This is a genomic window from Streptomyces sp. NPDC044921 (genome assembly GCF_056432865.1).
In genome coordinates, this window is record NZ_JBWKIF010000009.1 from 165,927 (window position 1) to 182,330 (window position 16,404).

Annotated in this window: 12 protein-coding genes; 8 read left to right on the plus strand and 4 right to left on the minus strand. The window is 74.2% G+C overall.

Features of this window, described 5'->3' with window-relative positions:
- Window positions 1-92: 92 nt before the first annotated feature.
- Window positions 93-1,493, plus strand: coding sequence for an NAD(P)/FAD-dependent oxidoreductase (locus tag AC07DA_RS16555; RefSeq protein ID WP_479128705.1), 1,401 nt, complete (start codon window positions 93-95; stop codon window positions 1,491-1,493).
- Window positions 1,494-1,559: 66 nt separating this feature from the next.
- On the opposite strand, the gene AC07DA_RS16560 is transcribed toward AC07DA_RS16555, so the two are convergent.
- The gene (locus AC07DA_RS16560) at window positions 1,560-2,408 is read right to left on the minus strand and encodes an SMP-30/gluconolactonase/LRE family protein (protein WP_479128707.1); all 849 of its coding nucleotides are present in this window, start codon (window positions 2,406-2,408) and stop codon (window positions 1,560-1,562) included.
- The gene (locus tag AC07DA_RS16565; RefSeq protein ID WP_479128709.1) at window positions 2,405-3,178 is read right to left on the minus strand and encodes an IclR family transcriptional regulator; all 774 of its coding nucleotides are present in this window, start codon (window positions 3,176-3,178) and stop codon (window positions 2,405-2,407) included. The genes AC07DA_RS16560 and AC07DA_RS16565 overlap by 4 nt, the downstream gene beginning before the upstream one ends.
- Window positions 3,179-3,404: 226 nt before the next feature.
- Between AC07DA_RS16565 and AC07DA_RS16570 the strand changes: the two genes are divergently transcribed.
- Entirely contained in the window at window positions 3,405-5,435 is a 2,031-nt protein-coding gene (locus tag AC07DA_RS16570; RefSeq protein ID WP_479128961.1) for a TerD family protein, read from the plus strand.
- A gap of 41 nt (window positions 5,436-5,476) precedes the next feature.
- On the opposite strand, the gene AC07DA_RS16575 is transcribed toward AC07DA_RS16570, so the two are convergent.
- Together AC07DA_RS16575 and AC07DA_RS16580 are read right to left on the minus strand one after the other, a co-directional pair.
- Window positions 5,477-6,721 (minus strand): PucR-like N-terminal domain-containing protein, encoded by a 1,245-nt coding sequence (locus AC07DA_RS16575; protein WP_479128711.1) that lies wholly within the window; start codon window positions 6,719-6,721, stop codon window positions 5,477-5,479.
- A gap of 3 nt (window positions 6,722-6,724) precedes the next feature.
- Complete coding sequence (locus AC07DA_RS16580) at window positions 6,725-6,877, minus strand: hypothetical protein (RefSeq protein ID WP_479128713.1); 153 nt, start codon at window positions 6,875-6,877, stop codon at window positions 6,725-6,727.
- A gap of 212 nt (window positions 6,878-7,089) precedes the next feature.
- Between AC07DA_RS16580 and pgfA the strand changes: the two genes are divergently transcribed.
- The 6 genes from pgfA (at window position 7,090) to AC07DA_RS16610 (ending at window position 16,399) form a co-directional block, all read left to right on the plus strand.
- Entirely contained in the window at window positions 7,090-8,085 is a 996-nt protein-coding gene (gene pgfA, locus AC07DA_RS16585) for a cell envelope lipid trafficking protein PgfA (protein ID WP_479128715.1), read from the plus strand.
- A 215-nt stretch (window positions 8,086-8,300) separates the two neighbouring features.
- Window positions 8,301-9,452, plus strand: coding sequence for a glycosyltransferase family 4 protein (locus AC07DA_RS16590; RefSeq protein ID WP_479128717.1), 1,152 nt, complete (start codon window positions 8,301-8,303; stop codon window positions 9,450-9,452).
- Window positions 9,449-10,246 carry a class I SAM-dependent methyltransferase gene (locus tag AC07DA_RS16595; RefSeq protein ID WP_479128719.1) on the plus strand — a complete coding sequence of 266 codons (798 nt, stop codon included), beginning with the start codon at window positions 9,449-9,451 and terminating at the stop codon, window positions 10,244-10,246. Before AC07DA_RS16590 ends, AC07DA_RS16595 begins: the two co-directional genes overlap by 4 nt.
- The gene (locus AC07DA_RS16600) at window positions 10,243-14,415 is read left to right on the plus strand and encodes an alpha-(1->3)-arabinofuranosyltransferase (protein WP_479128963.1); all 4,173 of its coding nucleotides are present in this window, start codon (window positions 10,243-10,245) and stop codon (window positions 14,413-14,415) included. The genes AC07DA_RS16595 and AC07DA_RS16600 overlap by 4 nt, the downstream gene beginning before the upstream one ends.
- Complete coding sequence (locus AC07DA_RS16605) at window positions 14,412-15,659, plus strand: condensation protein (protein ID WP_479128721.1); 1,248 nt, start codon at window positions 14,412-14,414, stop codon at window positions 15,657-15,659. The genes AC07DA_RS16600 and AC07DA_RS16605 overlap by 4 nt, the downstream gene beginning before the upstream one ends.
- Window positions 15,656-16,399 carry a class I SAM-dependent methyltransferase gene (locus tag AC07DA_RS16610; RefSeq protein WP_479128723.1) on the plus strand — a complete coding sequence of 248 codons (744 nt, stop codon included), beginning with the start codon at window positions 15,656-15,658 and terminating at the stop codon, window positions 16,397-16,399. The genes AC07DA_RS16605 and AC07DA_RS16610 overlap by 4 nt, the downstream gene beginning before the upstream one ends.
- Window positions 16,400-16,404 lie beyond the last annotated feature (5 nt).

The window sequence follows — 16,404 nt, forward strand, 5'->3', positions numbered from 1 at the left end:
TGTTGCGCGCTGCACGGCCGCGGCCGGACGTCGGGGAACGCCCCCTCACCAGGGGGGCGAAGGAGCCTTCATGGCTGAGTGCGAGGAGTCGCATGTCGCGTAGAGCTGTCGTCATCGGTGCGGGTCTGGCCGGCATGCTGGCCGCCGCGGCCCTGTCCGCCGTCGCGGACGAGGTGATCGTGCTCGACCGCGACGACCTGCCGGAGGGGCCCGAGCACCGCAAGGGCCTGCCGCAGGGACGTCACGCGCACCTCCTCATGGCCGGCGGCCTGGCCTCCATGGAGGACCTGGTGCCGGGCGTGAGCATGCGCAAGCACCTGCTCGCCGCCGGGGCGCACGAGATACCGCTCGGCTCGGGCATGGTCGCCCTCACGCCCGAGGGCTGGTTCCGGCGTTGGCGCCACCCCGGACCGCGGATGCTGACCTGCACCCGGGCCCTGCTCGACTGGGCGGTGCGGGGGGCCGTGCTGGACAGCACGGGGGTGGTGATCCGCAAGGCGCGGGTGCTGGAACTGACGGGGTCGCGGCAGCGGGTGACCGGGGTGCGGCTGTCGACCGCCGCCGGCGACGAGGAACTCGCCGCCGACTTCGTGGTGGACGCGAGCGGCCGGGGCTCGCGGATCGTGACCTGGCTGGCGGGGCTCGGCGTCGACGACGTGCGCGAGAAGACGGTGGACGCCGGCCTGGTGAACGCCACCCGCCTGTACCGCACGCCCGAGGGGGCGGATCGTTTCCCCTTGACGATGGTGCAGGCCGATCCGTATCGGGGGCGCCCCGGCCGCAGCGGCATGGTGCTGCCCATCGAGGGCGACCGCTGGATGGTCAGCCTCGCCGGCACCCGGGGCGGTGGCGAACCGCCCTCCGATCCGGACGCGTTCCTGCGGTACACCCTGGACCTGCCCGACCCGATCGTGGGCCGGCTGATCTCCGGCGCACAGCCGCTCACCGACGTCCACGTCAGCCGCAGCACCAGCAATCACCGCCGGTACCTGGAGAAGGTGCGCTCCTGGCCCGACCGCCTCGTCGTCCTCGGTGACGCGCTGGCCACGTTCAACCCCGCCTACGGGCAGGGCATGTCCGTGGCCGCGCTGGGCGCGCGTGCGCTGGACCGGGAGCTGCGGCGGTCCGGCCTCGACGAGCCGGGGCTGGCCCGGCGGGTGCAGCGGCGGGCGGCCAGGCCGGTGGAGGCCGCGTGGACGATGGCGGTGAGCCAGGACGTCTGGTACCCCGGGACGCGCGGGGGCTCGCCCGGGGCCGCCGACCGTCTGGTCACCGCGTACACCCGCCGCATGATCCGCACGGCGACCGGCTCGTTCACGGCGGCGTCGGCGGTGTGGGACGTGATGAGCATGACGACGGGTCCGGCGCGGCTGCTGCGGCCCTCGACGGTGCTGGCGACGCTGAGCGGGCCGCCGTTGCCGGCGGCGGTGGGGGCGCCGCTGACGGAGGACGAGCGGGAGATCCTGCGGCGGCTGGACCAAACGGGCCGCTGAGCCGGCAGGGGCCGTCGCCCCGGCCCCTGCTCCCTCGTTCCCTGGTTCCCTGGTTCCTTCTCCCGGTCAACCGGCGAACGCGGGCTCGACCAGGCCCTTGCCCGCCCCCGGCACCACGAACAGCGAGCCCGCCAGCGCGGGCGGCTCGCCCAAGCCCGTACGCGCCGTCGTGACGTACAGGTCGGTCAGCCCGGCCCCGCCGAACGCGCAGGCCGTCACCAACGGCACCGGCAGCTCGATCACCCGGTCCAGCCGGCCCCGCGGCGTGTACCGCCGCACCGCCGCGCCCTCCCACAGGGCCACCCACACACATCCGTCGGCGTCCACGGTCAGCCCGTCCGGGAAACCGGCGCCCTCCTCGATCTCGGCGAGCGTCCGGCGGCCGGACACCCGGCCGTCCGCGTGGTCGAAGACGTCGACGCGGCGGGTGGGGGTGTCGATGTAGTACATGAGCCGCCCGTCGGGGCTCCACCCGGTGCCGTTGCTGACGGTCACGTCGTCGAGCACGACCTCGGCCGAACCGTCCCCGGTGACGCGGGACAGCGTCCCGCCCCCCGGCGCCTCGTCGTACCGCATGGTCCCGGCCCACAGCGCGCCGTCGGGCGCGACCGCGGCGTCGTTGGCCCGCCGGCCGGGGACGGGGTCGCGGTGCAGCCAGCGGAAGTCGCCGTCCGGGTCGAGGAGGCCGACCCCGTCGCGCAGGTTGAGCACCAGACCGCCCCCGGCGCGCGGCTTCACCGCCCCGACGTGCTGCTCGGTACGGCGGACCGTGCGCCGCCCGGTGACCGGGTCGTAGGTGTGCAGGCGCGAGCCGAGGATGTCGATCCACAGCAGCCGCCCGGCCGCCGCGTCCCAGGTCGGGCCCTCCCCCAGCTCGGCCTCGGCGCGCACGGCGACCTCGTACGGCCGCGTCATGCCACGCTCCGGTGACCGAGGTGCTCGGACAGCTCGGCGGCGCCCTTCGCGGCGAGCTGCTCCAGCTCGGCCCGGCGCTCCTCGCTCCAGCGGATCATGGGCACGGAGATCGACAGGGCGGCGACGACCTGCCCGGCGCGGTCGCGCACCGGCGCCGCCACACAGCTGACGTCCGGGTTGGACTCGCGGCTCTCCACGGCGATGCCCCGCTCACGGATCTCGGCCAGGGCCTCGCGCAGGACGGCCGGGTCGGTGATGCTGTTGGGGGTCATCGCGGCCAGCTCGGCGCCGTCGGGGATGCGCGCGGCGAGTTCGTGCTCGGGAAGGGAGGCCAGCAGCATCTTGCCGACGGAGGTGCAGTGCGCGGGCAGCCTGCGGCCTGCGGCCGACACCATCCGCACGGCGTGCGTGGAGTCGACCTTGGCGATGTAGATGACGTCCGTGTCCTCCAGGATCGCCACGTGCACGGTCTCGTCGCAGGTCTCGGCCACCGACCGGGCGACCTGCTGCCCCTCGGCGGCGAGGTCGAGCTGCTCGGCGTAGCGGGCGCCGAGCTGGTACGGGCGCACGCCGAGCCGGTAGCGTCCCGGCTGGCCGGGCACGGGGACGATGTACTTCCGGGCGGCGAGCGTGGTCACCAGCTCGTGCACGGTGGTGCGCGGCAGCTGCAGCTTGCGCACGATGTCGGGGGCGGAGAGCGTCCCGTCCCCGTCGAGAAAGAGCTCGAGAATGTCGAGAGCCCGGGTCACGGCTGGTACGAGTCGTCCCACGACCGGCCCCCTCCCTAATGTGTTCTCAGCGCCCGCGTTCGAGATTTCAACAGGCGATCGGCATGACGAACACAGGCTAGCCATAGAGGTTTGCCCGGGCAATGGGGAGAGCGGGAGCGGGCGGAAACCGACGAGCACCCCACGAACACGTTGCGTGCACATTAAAGTGCCGGTGTGCGGCACGTCACAGGTGTCGCAGAGGTGGGGGGATTCTTCTGTGCGTGACATGACCATGGGCGCGAACGTGTCCTTGTCGGCCCTGAGCGAGAACGTGGGCTCCGCGATCGTGAGCCTGGGCTGGTCCAGCCCGACCGGGGAGGGCGACGCCGACGTCTCCGTCCTGCTGCTCGACGGGAACGGCAAGGTCCGCAGCGACGCCGACTTTTACTTCTACAACAACCCGGTGGCCGCCGACGGCAGTGTGCAGTTGCTCGGCAAGGAGCCCACGGACGACGGCAGCGAGGACCGGATCAGCTTCGACCTGACCGCGGTCCCGGCCGACGTGGAGCGGATCGTCGTGGCGGCGAGCCGCTACGAGGGCGCCCGGTTCGGCGAGCTGGACGACGTGCGCGTGACGCTGGCCGACGCGGTGGGCGAGAGCCTCCTGCGGTTCGTCGTCGAGGACCCCGGCGCGGTGAGCGCGATCATCTTCGGCGAGCTGTACCGGCGGGGCGAGGAGTGGAAGTTCCGGGCCGTCGGACAGGGCTACGAGAGCGGCCTCGCGGGACTGGCCACGGACTTCGGCGTCGACATCGAGGACGACGAGGCGGAGCCCGAGACGGAGGGCGAGGCGGCGGTCGCGGCGGACCCCGCCGTTCCCGCCGCCCCCGCGGCCGGCGCCCCGCCGCCGGCGACCCTGGAGGCCGTCCCGGCACCACGTCCGCCGGCCGACGAGGAAGCCGCACCGAAGAAGCGGCCGGCCCGGCCCCGGACGGCCAAGAAGAAGGTCACGCCGCCGAGGGCACCCGCGAAGAGCCTGGCGGAGAACGACTCGTGGAAGCAGGCCCGGCTCTTCCCGGTCTCGACGCTCAAGAGCGACCGGGACCGGGAGATGCGCGCCACCTCCGTGCTGCTGTCGGTGATGGCCCAGGTGCCCCGGTTCGGCCGGCGCATCACCGCCCCGTTCGGTGCGCCGTCCGGCCGCATGGAGACCTTCACCGAAGTCTCCCTGCCGCACGGGGACACACCACGGCGCCCCGACGGGGTGATCCGCGTCGAGCGCGCCGGGAAGCTGTGGACCGCGCTCGTGGAGACCAAGACCAACGGCAACCCGCTCAAGTCCGACCAGGTGCAGGCCTACATGGACATCGCGGCCCGGCGGGGCTACGAGGCCGTGATCACGCTGTCGAACGACGTGGCGCTGGAAGGCAGCCCGCTGGTCGACGTCAAGATCGACCGGCGGCGCAAGCACCAGGTGGCGCTGTGGCATCTGTCCTGGGCCGAAGTGGCCCACCAGGCCCAGATGCTGATCCGGCACGAGGGTGTCGGCAACGCCGCACGCACCTGGCTCCTGCAGGACCTGCTCCACTACCTCCAGCACGACAACTCCGGTTGTCACGGCTTCCAGAACATGGGCTCGGCCTGGGTGCCGGTACGCAACGGCATCAATGACGAGACCCTCTGCCAGGGGGACCCGCGCGCCCTGGAGGTCGTCGAGAGCTGGGAACGGCTCGTCCGCCAGGTCTGCCTGCGGCTCGGCGGCGAACTCGGGCAGAAGGTGCTGCCCGCCCAGCGCACCAGGCGCGGCACCGACCCCGGGGCCCGCCGTGCCCGCCTGGCGGACCAGCTGTGCCTGGAGGGCAGGCTGCAGGCGGAGCTGCGGGTCGAGGGCGCGCCCGGTCTGCTCGGCATCAGCGCCGACCTGCGGACCGCCAAGCTGCGCACCTCCGTCGAGATCCCGGCTCCCGAGCAGGGCTATCCGCTGACCTGGGCCAAACGCCTGATCCGCCGCCTCGCCGAGGCACCGGCGGACCTGCACGTCGAGACGCTGGTGGAGGGCGAGGCGCAAGGCCCCCGGGGCACGTTGGAGCGGCTGCGCCCCGAACCGGCCGATCTGCTGCCGAAGGACAGCGCCACCCGCATCACGGGCTTCCGGCTGTCCCTGTTCAAGGGCATGGGCAGCGGCCGGGGCAACGCCGAGTCCGGTTTCATCCGCAGCGTCGACGACGCCGTGCACCGCTTCTACACGTCGGTGGTCGTCCACCTGGACGCCCCGGCGTCCGGGCGGGCCGCGGCGAAGGAGCGCGCCACGGTGTGACGGTGCGGCGGCGGTGGGTCCCGCCGGGCGCACCGGCCGCCCTACCGCCGCCCCCGCACCGCCCCCAGTTCCCCCCGCAGCCGCTGCGCCCGCAGGACCAGTTCGAGTTCGAAGCGGCGGTCCGGGTCGTCTATCTCGTCGCCCCACAGTTCGCGGATCTGGCGGAGGCGGTAGCGGACCGTCTGGGGGTGGACGCCCAGGCGGGCGGCGACCTCGGGGGCGCCGCCGCGGGTTTCCAGCCAGGCCAGGAGGGTCTCGGCGAGGCGGCGGCCGTGGGTGGGGCCGCAGTGGGTCAGGGGGGCCAGGCAGCGCAGGGCCAGGTCGTCGATCAGTTCCTCGGGCTGGAGGAGGACCAGGGCCTCGGTGTGCTCGGTGCAGTGCAGGACCTCGCCGGAGGGCAGCAGGTCGCGTTCCATCAGGCGGACCGCGGCCTCGGCCCAGCGCAGCGACTTCGCCGCGTCCGCCAGCGGGACGGGCGGGCCGATCGCGCCGGACCAGCCGGTCAGGGCCCGGTGCAGCAGTTCGTGGCGGCCGGCCGCGTCCGGCTCGGGGACGACCATGCGGGGCTGTTCGTACTCCATGTCGAGCAGGACCCCCTGGCCGACGGCGGGGGCCATCGCCTCGCGGGCCGGGCGCAGCAGGACGCCGACCGCGACCTTCTCGGGCAGCGGCCAGCCGATGCGGGCGGCGCGTTCGGTGAAGGCCTCGGTGGGGTCGCCGCGGTGGTGTTCGGCCAGCAGCAGTTCCATGAGGCGGCGTTGCAGCCGCAGGCGTTCGCCGGCCTGGCGGGCCGCCGCCTCGGCGTAGCCGCGCACGGACTGGTCGACCAGTCCGTCCAGGTACTCGTAGCCCGCGTCGACGAGTTCGTACATCGCCGGGGGCGGGATCTCCACGCGCTGGCCGATGTCGGCGAAGCGGCGCCAGGCCAGGCGTACGCCCATGCGGTAGATGGCCTGCAAAGAGTCCAGGGAGCGGCCGTTCAGGCCCTCGCCGCGGCCGAAGTCCTGGAAGACGCCGGGCGGGACGGTCGGGCGGCCCTCCGAGTTCTCCAGGTGCTGCACGAAGACCTCGATGGCGCGGCGGATGCCGACCAGGGCCATCGGCTCGCCGGAGTCGTCGAGGACGACGGGCAGGTGCGGGTACTCGCGCTGGATCTCAGCGAGGATCTCCTCGGCGAGATCGGGCGCCTCGGCCATGGCGATCGCCGCGAACCGGCGCACCTGGAAGCGCGGTACGTCGTGCCAGGCCGAGCGGGTGGTGACGGTTCCGGTGCGGGCGGCCGTCATCCGTCAGCTCCCCTGCCCGGCACGCTCGTAGGTGATCAAGGGCGTGTTCGGCTGGTCGGGTGTGGCTTCGAGCAGCGCGACCACGCCCAGCGCGGCCCCCACGGCGAGGGCGGCGGCGAGCGCCATGGTCAGCGCGGCAGCGAGCAGTCTGGACATCGCAGGGTCAGCCTCTCTGTCCGGATACGTCCGGAGATCGTCCGGAGGTCGCCCCACCCGGCACCCCGTCCCTGCCTGTCCCGCCCAGTCTCGACAAGCATTGACACCCCGTCAAGAGCCGCCTACGGTTCCCGGCCCAGCCGCACGCGCGCATCCGCCGCCGTGCCGGTCCTCTCGTACGTCGAGCCGTCCCAAGCCACTGGAGTGCCCGGATGCGCCGTACAACCTCTCCCTTCTCCCTGGTCCTGCTGGGTCTCGGTACGTTCCTGCTGGTACTGGCACCCCTGCTCGCCTGGTACGTGCAGCCGCGGGCCGCGGTGAACCCGATCGACATCGACACGACCGCCGTCTACGAAGGCCGGGGCAGCGTCTTCGACACTGACCGGATCGAGACGGTGCCCGACCGGAAGATCACGGTGACCCAGCGCGTGCGGGGCAACGTCGCGGACAGCGAACGCAGCGGCAACGCCGTCTGGGACGTGACGACCACGGTCGACACCGACAAGTCCCTGCCGGCCGCCGATCCGCACGACGCACTGGACTTCGTGCCGCACCGCTGGGTGATGGACCGCAGGACCACCCGGCCGGTGCACTGCTGCGGGGAGAAGCCCCACATCGAGGGCGAGGCGTACCTGAAGTTCCCCTTCGACGTGCAGAAACGCTCCTACCAGTGGTGGGACAACACCCTCGGCGACACGGTCGTGCTGCGCTACCGGGGTACCGAGAAGGTCCAGGGGTACACGGGCTACAAGTTCACCGGCTCGGTGCCGCCGACCCGGACCGGCACGCGGATGGTGCCCGGCACCCTCGTCGACCAGCCGGACCGGCCGCAGGTGCTGGCCGAGGAGTGGTACAGCAACCACGGCTTCGTGCTCGTCGTCGACCAGGCCACGGGTCGGGTGCTGTACGCGCAGACCGGGCCGAAGCGGACCCTGCGGGCGCCGGGCGGGAAGAAGGACGCGGCGGTGCTGCTGGACAGCGAGAAGGTCGCCTTCACGACGGCGACGCAGAAGGAAGCGGTGCGGCAGGCGAAGCGGGACAGCGGTCAGCTCCGGCTGGTGGGGACGACCTTGCCGATCGGGGCCGGGATCGCCGGTCTGGTGCTCGCCGCGGTGGGCGGCGTTCTGGTGGCCCGTGGGCGGAAGGAGCCGGAGCAGCCCGCTCCGTCCGATACGCCCCGTACGCCCCAGCCCACGCTCACGATGTGATGTGACGTCAGCTCTAACAAAGCCGGAAATTGTCACGCCGGTGAGTAGCCGTGGAGTTCGTCCGGGCGAAAACTGTCCAACCCCACCCGAGCACACCCCGTCCACACTCCCCTCCCAGGAGGAGCTCAGGCCCCCCACAGGCCGGCCCCTCCCCGACGACCCCACCCCCGGCTTTCCCCACCGAGTTCCGCACCCCGAGACGAGTTGGAGCACCGATGCCCCAGCACGTACCGTCCACGCTGCGCACCGCGTCCCCCCACGCGCCGCAGCACCCTCCGGCGCTCCCCCCACAGCCGCGCCGGATCGTCTTCCTCGCCCATCGTGATCTGGACAATCCCTCCGCCGGCGGCTCCGAGCTGCTGGTCGACAAGCTCGCCGACGGGCTGACCCGGCTGGGTCACCAGGTGACCCTGCTGTGCGGCGGCCCCGCGGCGTTCCGCGACTACCGGGTCGTCTCGGCGGGCGGCCCGTACGGGCACTACCTGCGTGCCCGGTCGGCCTTCGCCCGCCAGGTCGGTGACTGCGACCTGCTGGTCGAGGTGTGCAACGGCATGCCCTACCTGGCGCCGCTGTGGCACCGGGGACCGACCCTGTGCCTGGTCAACCACGTCCACACGGACCTGTGGAAGATGCGGTTCGGCGGCCCGCTGGCGCCGGCGGCCCGCCTCGGCCGAAGGCTCGAACACTGGGCACTGACGGGCGCGCAGCAGCGCAACCTGCTGGTCGCCGTGTCGTCCTCGACCGCGCACGCCCTGCGCGCGATCGGGGTCGAGCGGGAGCGGATCCGCGTCGTGCACAACGGCGTCGAGGAGCCGGGGCCGCGCGCCGAGCGCTCGCCCGAGCCGTTGTTCGTCGCCGTCGGGCGGCTCGTCGAGTACAAGCGGATCGATCTGCTGCTGCGGTTGTGGGAGCGGGTGCGGCCGGTGACCGGCGGGCGGTTGGTGATCGTCGGGGACGGGCCGGAGCGCGAGCGGCTGGAACGGATGGCCGGACCCGGTGTGGAGTTCACCGGGTACGTCTCCGAGGCCGAGAAGCACCGGCTGCTGTGCGCGGCCTGGCTGCTGCTGCACCCGTCCGCCGTGGAGGGGTGGGGCCTGGTCGTGACGGAGGCGGCGGCCCGGGAGACGCCGAGTGTCGCCTTCGACGTGCCCGGGCTCAAGGACTCCGTGGTCGACGGCGAGACCGGCATCCTGGCGCGCGGTGAGTCCTCGTTCGCCGCGGCGTGGTGCGCGCTGGCGCTGTCCGCGCGGCGGCGCGAGCTGATGGGCAAGGCAGCCCGGGAGCGGGCGGCGCAGTTCCGGTGGGACCGGACCGTGCGGCAGTTCCGGGTGGTGGCCGCGGAGGCGGTGAGGGGCTGGGGGCCGTGACGCCGCCCCCGCGCCCCCGGGGCGGATCCGCACCCGTCCCCGCCCCGCGCCCTGCGGGAGCGGCCCCCTACAAGGACCCCTCCTTCCGGCGCTCCCTGACCCTGTTCCGTGCCTTCCTGCGCGAACAGGACGACCCCGGGGCCTGCTACTCCCTGCTCGCCCGGGACGCCGTCGACCAGGTCGAGGCCTGGGACGGGCCCGTGGCCGGGCGTACCGTCCTGGACGTCGGCGGGGGCGGCGGGTACTTCACCGCGGAGTTCCGGCGGCGCGGGGCCCATGCCTACCTCTTCGAACCGGACATGGCCGAGCTGGGCGAGAAGCCGCCCGACGGCGCGGTCGTCGCCGACGGGTACCTGCTCCCGCTGCGGGACGGCGTCGCGGACGTCACCTTCTCCTCCAACGTGCTGGAGCACGTCGCCGACCCGGAGACGTTCCTCAGTGAGCTGGCCCGGGTGACCCGGCCCGGCGGGCTGATCTACGTGTCGTTCACCAACTGGCTGTCGCCCTGGGGCGGGCACGAGTGGGCCCCGTGGCACTACCTCGGTGCCGAGCGGGCCCGGGCCCGCTACGCCCGGCGGACCGGCAGGCCCGCCAAGCACACGCTCGGCGAGAACCTGTTCGCGGTGCACATCGGCTCCACCCTGCGGCAGGTGCGGGCCCGGGACGACGTCACGGTCGTCTCGGCGCGCTCCCGCTACTGGCCCTTCCTCGCGGAGGCCGTCGTCAAGGCGCCCGGGATCCGCGAGTTCGCCACCTGGAACCTCCTCCTCATCCTGCGGCGGTGTCCTACATGACAACCACGGTCCAGGCTCCTCCCCCGGCAGCCGTCCCCACCACCGCGACCGCGTCGGGCCCGCCCGACGGCCCCCGGTCGCGGCGCTGGCTGCTGGGTTTCTGGGCCGTGGTGTTCGTGCTGTTCCTGGCGGTGCAGCCGGGGCGGCAGACGTTCGACACCAAGCTGGGGGTGACCACCGACCCGGGCCAGTTCCTCGCCGACCTGGGGCAGTTGTGGCACGACCGGGCCGGGTTCGGCGGCATCCAGGACCAGTACGTCGGCTATCTGTGGCCGATGCTGCCGTTCTACTGGCTGTGCGACCTCGTCCAGCTGCCCGTGTGGCTGGCGGAGCGGCTGTGGCTGTCGGTCGTCGTGTCCGTCGCCTTCTGGGGCGCGTTGCGGCTGGCCGAGCGGCTGCGGGTGGGCAGTCCGGCGTCCCGGCTGCTCGCGGCCGCGGCCTACGCGCTGTGGCCGCTGTTCACGACCGTCATCGGCTCCACGTCGGCCGCCGCGCTGCCCGGCGCGTTCCTGCCGTGGGTGCTGCTGCCGCTGACGGACGAGCGGTACACGGCCCGGGTCGCCGCCCTGCGCTCGGCGCTGCTCGTGCCGTTCATGGGCGGGGTGAACGCCTCGGCGACGCTGGCGTCCCTGCTGCCGGCCGGGCTGTACCTGCTGTCCCGGCCGCCGGGGCCGCGGATGCGCAAGCTGATCGCCTGGTGGGCCCCCGCGGTGATCGTGGTGACGGCCTGGTGGTGGGTGCCGCTGCTGCTGCTCGGCGTCTACGGCGAGAACTTCCTCCCCTATATAGAGACCGCGCGGACCACCACGGACACCATGTCCGCGACCGAGGCGCTGCGCGGCGCCGGGAACTGGGTCGCCTATCTGCACTTCGGTGAGGCCTGGCTGCCGGCCGGCTGGACCGTGGCCTCCTCCGTCCTGGTGATCCTGTGCTCGGCGCTGGCGGCCGGACTGGGGCTGGCCGGGCTCGCCCGGCGGGACGTGCCCGAGCGGCGGTGGCTGGTGCTGACGGTGCTGGTGACCGCGCTGGTGCTGCTCGCCGGGTACGGCGGGGCGTTCGGGGCGCCGTTCCACGACGGGGTGCAGGGCTGGCTGGACGGGTGGCTGTCGCCGTTCCGGAACATCTACAAGTTCCAGACGGGTCTGGCGCTGGCGCTCGTGCTGGGCCTGGCCCACCTGGTGGGGGTGGCCGCCGAGCGGCGCGGGGCCCGGCCGGTGCGCGGCCGGCGGTTCGCGCCGCTGATCGCGGCCGTGCTGGTCCTGCCCGGTCTGCTGTGGCCGTACCTCAACGGCTCCATCCTCAGCCCCGGTTCCTTCCAGAAGCTGCCCACCTACTGGCAGGCCACGGCCGACTGGCTGGAGAAGTACTCGCCGGACTCGCGCGCCCTGGTCGTCCCGGCCACCGCGCACGGCGTCTACACCTGGGGCTCCCCCATCGACCAGCCGCTCGACGTGCTCGCCGAGTCGCGCTGGGCGCAGCGCGACTACGTCCCGTTCGGCACGCCCGGCAACCGGCGTGCGATGGACGCCGTCGAGCAGGCCCTGCTGTCCGGCGGCGAAGTGCCGGGCCTGGCCGACTACCTGAGCCGGGCCGGGCTGTACTACGTCGTCGTGCGCAACGACCTCGACCCCGACCAGATCGGCGCCGTGCCGACCGCGACCGTCAAGCGCACCCTGGAGCAGTCCGGGTACGAGCGCGTCACGGGACTCGGCCCGGTGATGACCGGCGGCCGGATCGCGCAGGACGCCCCGCTCCAGGTCGAGGGGCTGTACCCGCGGCAGCGGGCCGTGGAGATCTACCGTCCGGCGGGCCCGGACGTCGTCCGGCCCGGGCAGGCCGGGCTGACCCCGGTCGCCGACACGGCCGTGGTCTCCGGCGGACCCGAGGCGCTGCTGCCGCTCGCCTCCGAGCTGCGCGGCCGCGCCACCGTGCTGACCGGGGACCACCACCCGGGGCTCGGCACCCCGGCCGTGCAGGTGGTGGGCGACGGGCTGCGCCGGGCCGACACCCGGTTCGGGCTGGTCAACGCCAACACCTCGTACACGTACACGCGCGACGAGCGCAACGCGTCCGGCGCGCAGCAGGACCCGGGCGAGAAGCCGCGGCAGATTCTGCCGACCGAGGGCGCCGAGCACCAGACGGTCGCCGAACTGCGCGGCGCGCGCTCGGTGTCGGCGTCCTCCTACGGCAACTGGCTGTTCCACCTGCCGCAGTACGACCCGGTGAACGCCTTCGACGGCAACCCGGACACCGCCTGGACGGAGGGCTCGCCGGACACGCCGGACGGGCAGTGGCTGCGCATCGGCTTCACCGGCACCTACACCATGCCGTCCTCGTTCGAGGTCACGCCGCTGCCGCAGGAGGGCGTGCGGGCGGCGGCGACGAAGGTGCGGGTGGAGACCGAGAAGGGCGAGCGGACCGGCTTCCTCCAGCCGAACGGCAGGACGCAGCGGATCAAGGCGCCCGAGGGCGCGACGCGCTGGATGAAGCTGACGATCGTGGACTCGGTGGAGCGCCGGGCCGGCCTGACCGGCGCGGGCTTCTCCGAGATCGACCTGCCGGACGTGCAGGTGACGCGGCTGCTGCGGCTGCCGTCCGACGCCGACGAGGCCACCGCGGCCGCCACCGTCGTCTCCCTGCACCGCGCCGCCGACCCGACCGGCCTGTCCCCGACCGGCACGGAGGCGGGCCTGCACCGCCGCTTCACGACCCCGGCCGCCGGGACGTACGAGGTGAAGGCGCGCGCGGTGCCGGTGCCGGGCGCGGCACTCGACGAGCTGCTGTACGAGGTGGCGCCGGAGCAGCAGGCCCGGATCGTCGCCACCGCCGACTCCACGGCACGGCTCGGCGCGGGCATCGGGGCGCGCAACCTCACCGACGGCGACCTGACGACGGCGTGGATCGCGGGCGACCGGCCGACGATCCACCTGCGCTGGGAGGGCGAGCAGCCGGTCGGCGAGCTGGTCCTGGCCCCCGCGGGCGGCCTGTCCACCCGCGCCTCGAAGGTGCACATCAGCTCCCCGGACGGCGCGGCCATCGCCGGGGTCGACGAGAACGGCTGGGTCCGCTTCCCGCCGATCACCACCGACCGGCTCGACATCACGATCACCGAGACGGCCCGGCTGACCCTGCACAACCCGGTCGCCGACGAGGACCTGCGCCTGCCGGTGGGCCTCACCGAGGCCTACATCCCCTCCCTCGACCAGTACCGCACCCCGCAGCCGGACGGCACCCGCGCCTTCTCCCTGCCGTGCGGCAAGGGCCCGGACGTGGCGCTGGACGGCGAGCTGTACCAGACGAGCGCGAAGGGCACCGTGCGCGACCTGGTGGAGCGGCGGGGCGTGGCGGTGACGCTCTGCCAGGAGGGCCGCGGCGACGCCGAGGTGCGGCTGGCGGCGGGCGAGCACCGGCTGGAGGGCGGCGACGCGGGGCCGCTGGCGCTGACCGACGTGACCCTGACCCGCGGGGCGGTGAGCGGGGCCGCGGCGGCCGGGCGCGACCTGCGCGTCCGGGACTGGCTGGGCGACCGGCGCGAGGTGACGGTCGGCTCGGGAGCGGCCTCGTACCTGACCACGTACGAGAACTTCAACGACGGCTGGCGGGCCACGCTGAACGGCAGGGAACTGACCCCGGTCCGGCTGGACGGCTGGCAGCAGGGCTGGCGGATCCCGGCCGGGGCGGGCGGCGCGGTCAAGCTGTCCTACGAGCCGGCCACGACCTACGACATCGGGCTGATCGGCAGCGGCGTCGGCATCGCGGCCCTGCTGGGCCTGGCGGTGTGGCGCCGCCGCGCCCCCAACCCCGACGCGCCGCAGCCCGCGCCGCCGCTGCCCGGCCTGTGGCTCGGCGCGGTGGCCCTGACGCTGGCCGGCGTGGTGATCGCGGGGTGGCTGGCGCTGCTCGTCCCGGCGCTGGCGCTGCTCGCCGCGCGGCGGCACGCGCTGCTGGTGCCGCTGGCGTTCGCCGCCCTGGCCGGGGCGGGGATCGCCGCGGCCTTCGGGGCCGGTGAACCGGTGGGCGCGGGCGGGGGCGCCTTCGGGCACGTGGCCCAGCTCCTGGCCCTGACCGGCCTGTTCGCGGCACTCGTGAGCCTGCGCGAGCGGCCGGGAGCGCAGGCGCCGACGCGGCCGTTGCCGAGGACGGACCCCGGGGAGGGCAAGGCCGTATGACGACACCGGTGCGCGTCCCGTTCCCGGTGGTGGACGAGGTCTCCCGGCACTGCCTGCAGGAGGAGGAGCCGGAGACGGTCCACATCGAGGTGCACCTGCCCGGCCCCCTCGACCACGCCCGCCTGCGCAAGGCGTTCCTGGAGGCGCTGCACCGGCACCCGCGCATCCTCATGCGGGAGGCGCCGGGGCCGTGGTACCGGCGGCGCTACGAGTGGGAGCTGACGCGCGAGCCGGACGTGGAGGTGGTGTCCTTCGCCCCGCCGGGTCCCCGCGCCCTCCAGGACGCCCGGGCCCGGGCCCTGGCGCAGGCCCCGCCGCTGTCGCAGTCGCCGCCGATACGCCTGGAGGTGGTGGACTCGGTCCTGCTCCTCACCATCAACCACACGGCCCTCGACGGCCCGGCCTGCCTGCGGATCCTCGCGACGGCCGCCGAACTGTACGGCGGCAGGGACAACTCCCCCGCCGCGCCCCCGGTCCGCCCCGCCGAGCCGCACCAGGAACCCCCGGACACCCCGGCCAACTGGGCGCCCCCGGCCCGCGTCGCGCGGGGCACGCCCGAGCCGTCCCCCGGCAACGGCGTGCTCGTCACCGAGCTGGCCCTGCCGCAGCGCCCCAAGGGCTCCCCCTACACCGTCAACGACCAGCTCATGGTCACCACGGCCCTGACCATCGCCCACTGGAACCGGGAGCACGGCGCCCGGCCCCGCCCGCTGCGCATCACCATGCCCGTGGACGACCGGCCCCGCGACACCTCGATGCCCATCGGCAACGGCACCCGCCTGGTGGAGGTCCCCTTCGCGCCGCGGGAACTGCGCGACCCGGACCTGCCCGTCCTCCTGCGCCGCACCGCGGAACGCACCCGCGCGCTGAAGTCCCTGCCCCGCCCGCAACTCGGCCACGGCGCCACGCTCCTGACCACGCCGTGGGCGCCGGTCGCCGCCCGGGCCGCCCTCACCCGCGCCCTGCGCCGGGCCGCGGCGCCCTGGACGTCGACGACCCTGCTCAGCAACATCGGCCGGATCCCGTACCCGCTGGACTTCGGCGAGGAGGCGGGCCGCGCGCACGCCGTCTGGTTCTCCGCACCGGCCCGGATGCCGCGCGGCCTGACCGTGACGACCGCCTCCACGGCCGGCCGCCTGCACCTCGCCCTGCGCTGGTCCCGCGCCCTGCTCGGCCCCGGCGACGGCGCCCACCTGCGCGACCTGTTCGAGCACTACCTGCACACCACGGAGGCCACGTCATGACGGCCGCACCGAGCACCGCGCCCCACCCGAAGGACCTGCGCGACTTCTACGAGAACCCGGCCGTCCCCGTCGCCTCCGGCACCCCGCGCAGCCTGCGCCAGGCCCGGATGCTGGCCCGGGCGCTCGGACCGGCCGCGAGCCGCCCGGGGACCGTCCTGGACATCGGCTGCGGCGACGGCACCGCCGCGGCCACCGCCGCGCCCCTGCTGCCCGGCCACCGCATCGTCGGCGTCGACTGGTCCCAGGACGCGCTCCGGCGCGCCCGCACCCGCGTCCCGTACGCGGTGCGCGGCGAACTCACCGGCGGCGGGCTGCCCTTCGCGTCCGGCTCGGCCGACGCCGTGCTGTTCAGCGAGGTGATCGAACACCTCGTCGACCCGGACGCGGCTCTGGACGAGATCCGCCGCGTGCTGCGCCCCGGCGGCCATCTGATGCTGTCCACGCCGAACCTGGCCGCCTGGTACAACCGGGCCCTGCTGCTCGCGGGCGTGCAGCCGGTCTTCTCCGAGGTCAGCCTGCGCGGCATCCACGGCCGCCCGGGCAAGGAGGTCGTGGGGCACCTGCGGCTGTACACCCCGCGCGCGCTGCGGGAGTTCGTCGCCGCGTCCGGGTTCACGGTCGTACGGCTGGAGGGCGCTCCCTTCCACGGTGTGCCGCGCCCGCTGCGCCCGCTGGACCGGCTGGCCTGCGCCCGGCCGCAGCTCGCCTCGATCCTGCTGCTGCACGCCCGGAGGACGTAGCCCAT

Excerpts from the sequence above, each read along its gene's own strand:
- AC07DA_RS16555 (WP_479128705.1), top strand. The coding sequence starts at position 93 with ATGTCGCGTAGAGCTGTCGTCATCGGTGCGGGTCTGGCCGGCATGCTG.
- AC07DA_RS16560 (WP_479128707.1), bottom strand. The coding sequence starts at position 2,408 with ATGACGCGGCCGTACGAGGTCGCCGTGCGCGCCGAGGCCGAGCTGGGG.
- AC07DA_RS16570 (WP_479128961.1), top strand. The coding sequence starts at position 3,405 with ATGACCATGGGCGCGAACGTGTCCTTGTCGGCCCTGAGCGAGAACGTG.
- AC07DA_RS16575 (WP_479128711.1), bottom strand. The coding sequence starts at position 6,721 with ATGACGGCCGCCCGCACCGGAACCGTCACCACCCGCTCGGCCTGGCAC.
- AC07DA_RS16580 (WP_479128713.1), bottom strand. The coding sequence starts at position 6,877 with ATGTCCAGACTGCTCGCTGCCGCGCTGACCATGGCGCTCGCCGCCGCC.
- pgfA (WP_479128715.1), top strand. The coding sequence starts at position 7,090 with ATGCGCCGTACAACCTCTCCCTTCTCCCTGGTCCTGCTGGGTCTCGGT.
- AC07DA_RS16590 (WP_479128717.1), top strand. The coding sequence starts at position 8,301 with ATGCCCCAGCACGTACCGTCCACGCTGCGCACCGCGTCCCCCCACGCG.
- AC07DA_RS16600 (WP_479128963.1), top strand. The coding sequence starts at position 10,243 with ATGACAACCACGGTCCAGGCTCCTCCCCCGGCAGCCGTCCCCACCACC.
- AC07DA_RS16605 (WP_479128721.1), top strand. The coding sequence starts at position 14,412 with ATGACGACACCGGTGCGCGTCCCGTTCCCGGTGGTGGACGAGGTCTCC.
- AC07DA_RS16610 (WP_479128723.1), top strand. The coding sequence starts at position 15,656 with ATGACGGCCGCACCGAGCACCGCGCCCCACCCGAAGGACCTGCGCGAC.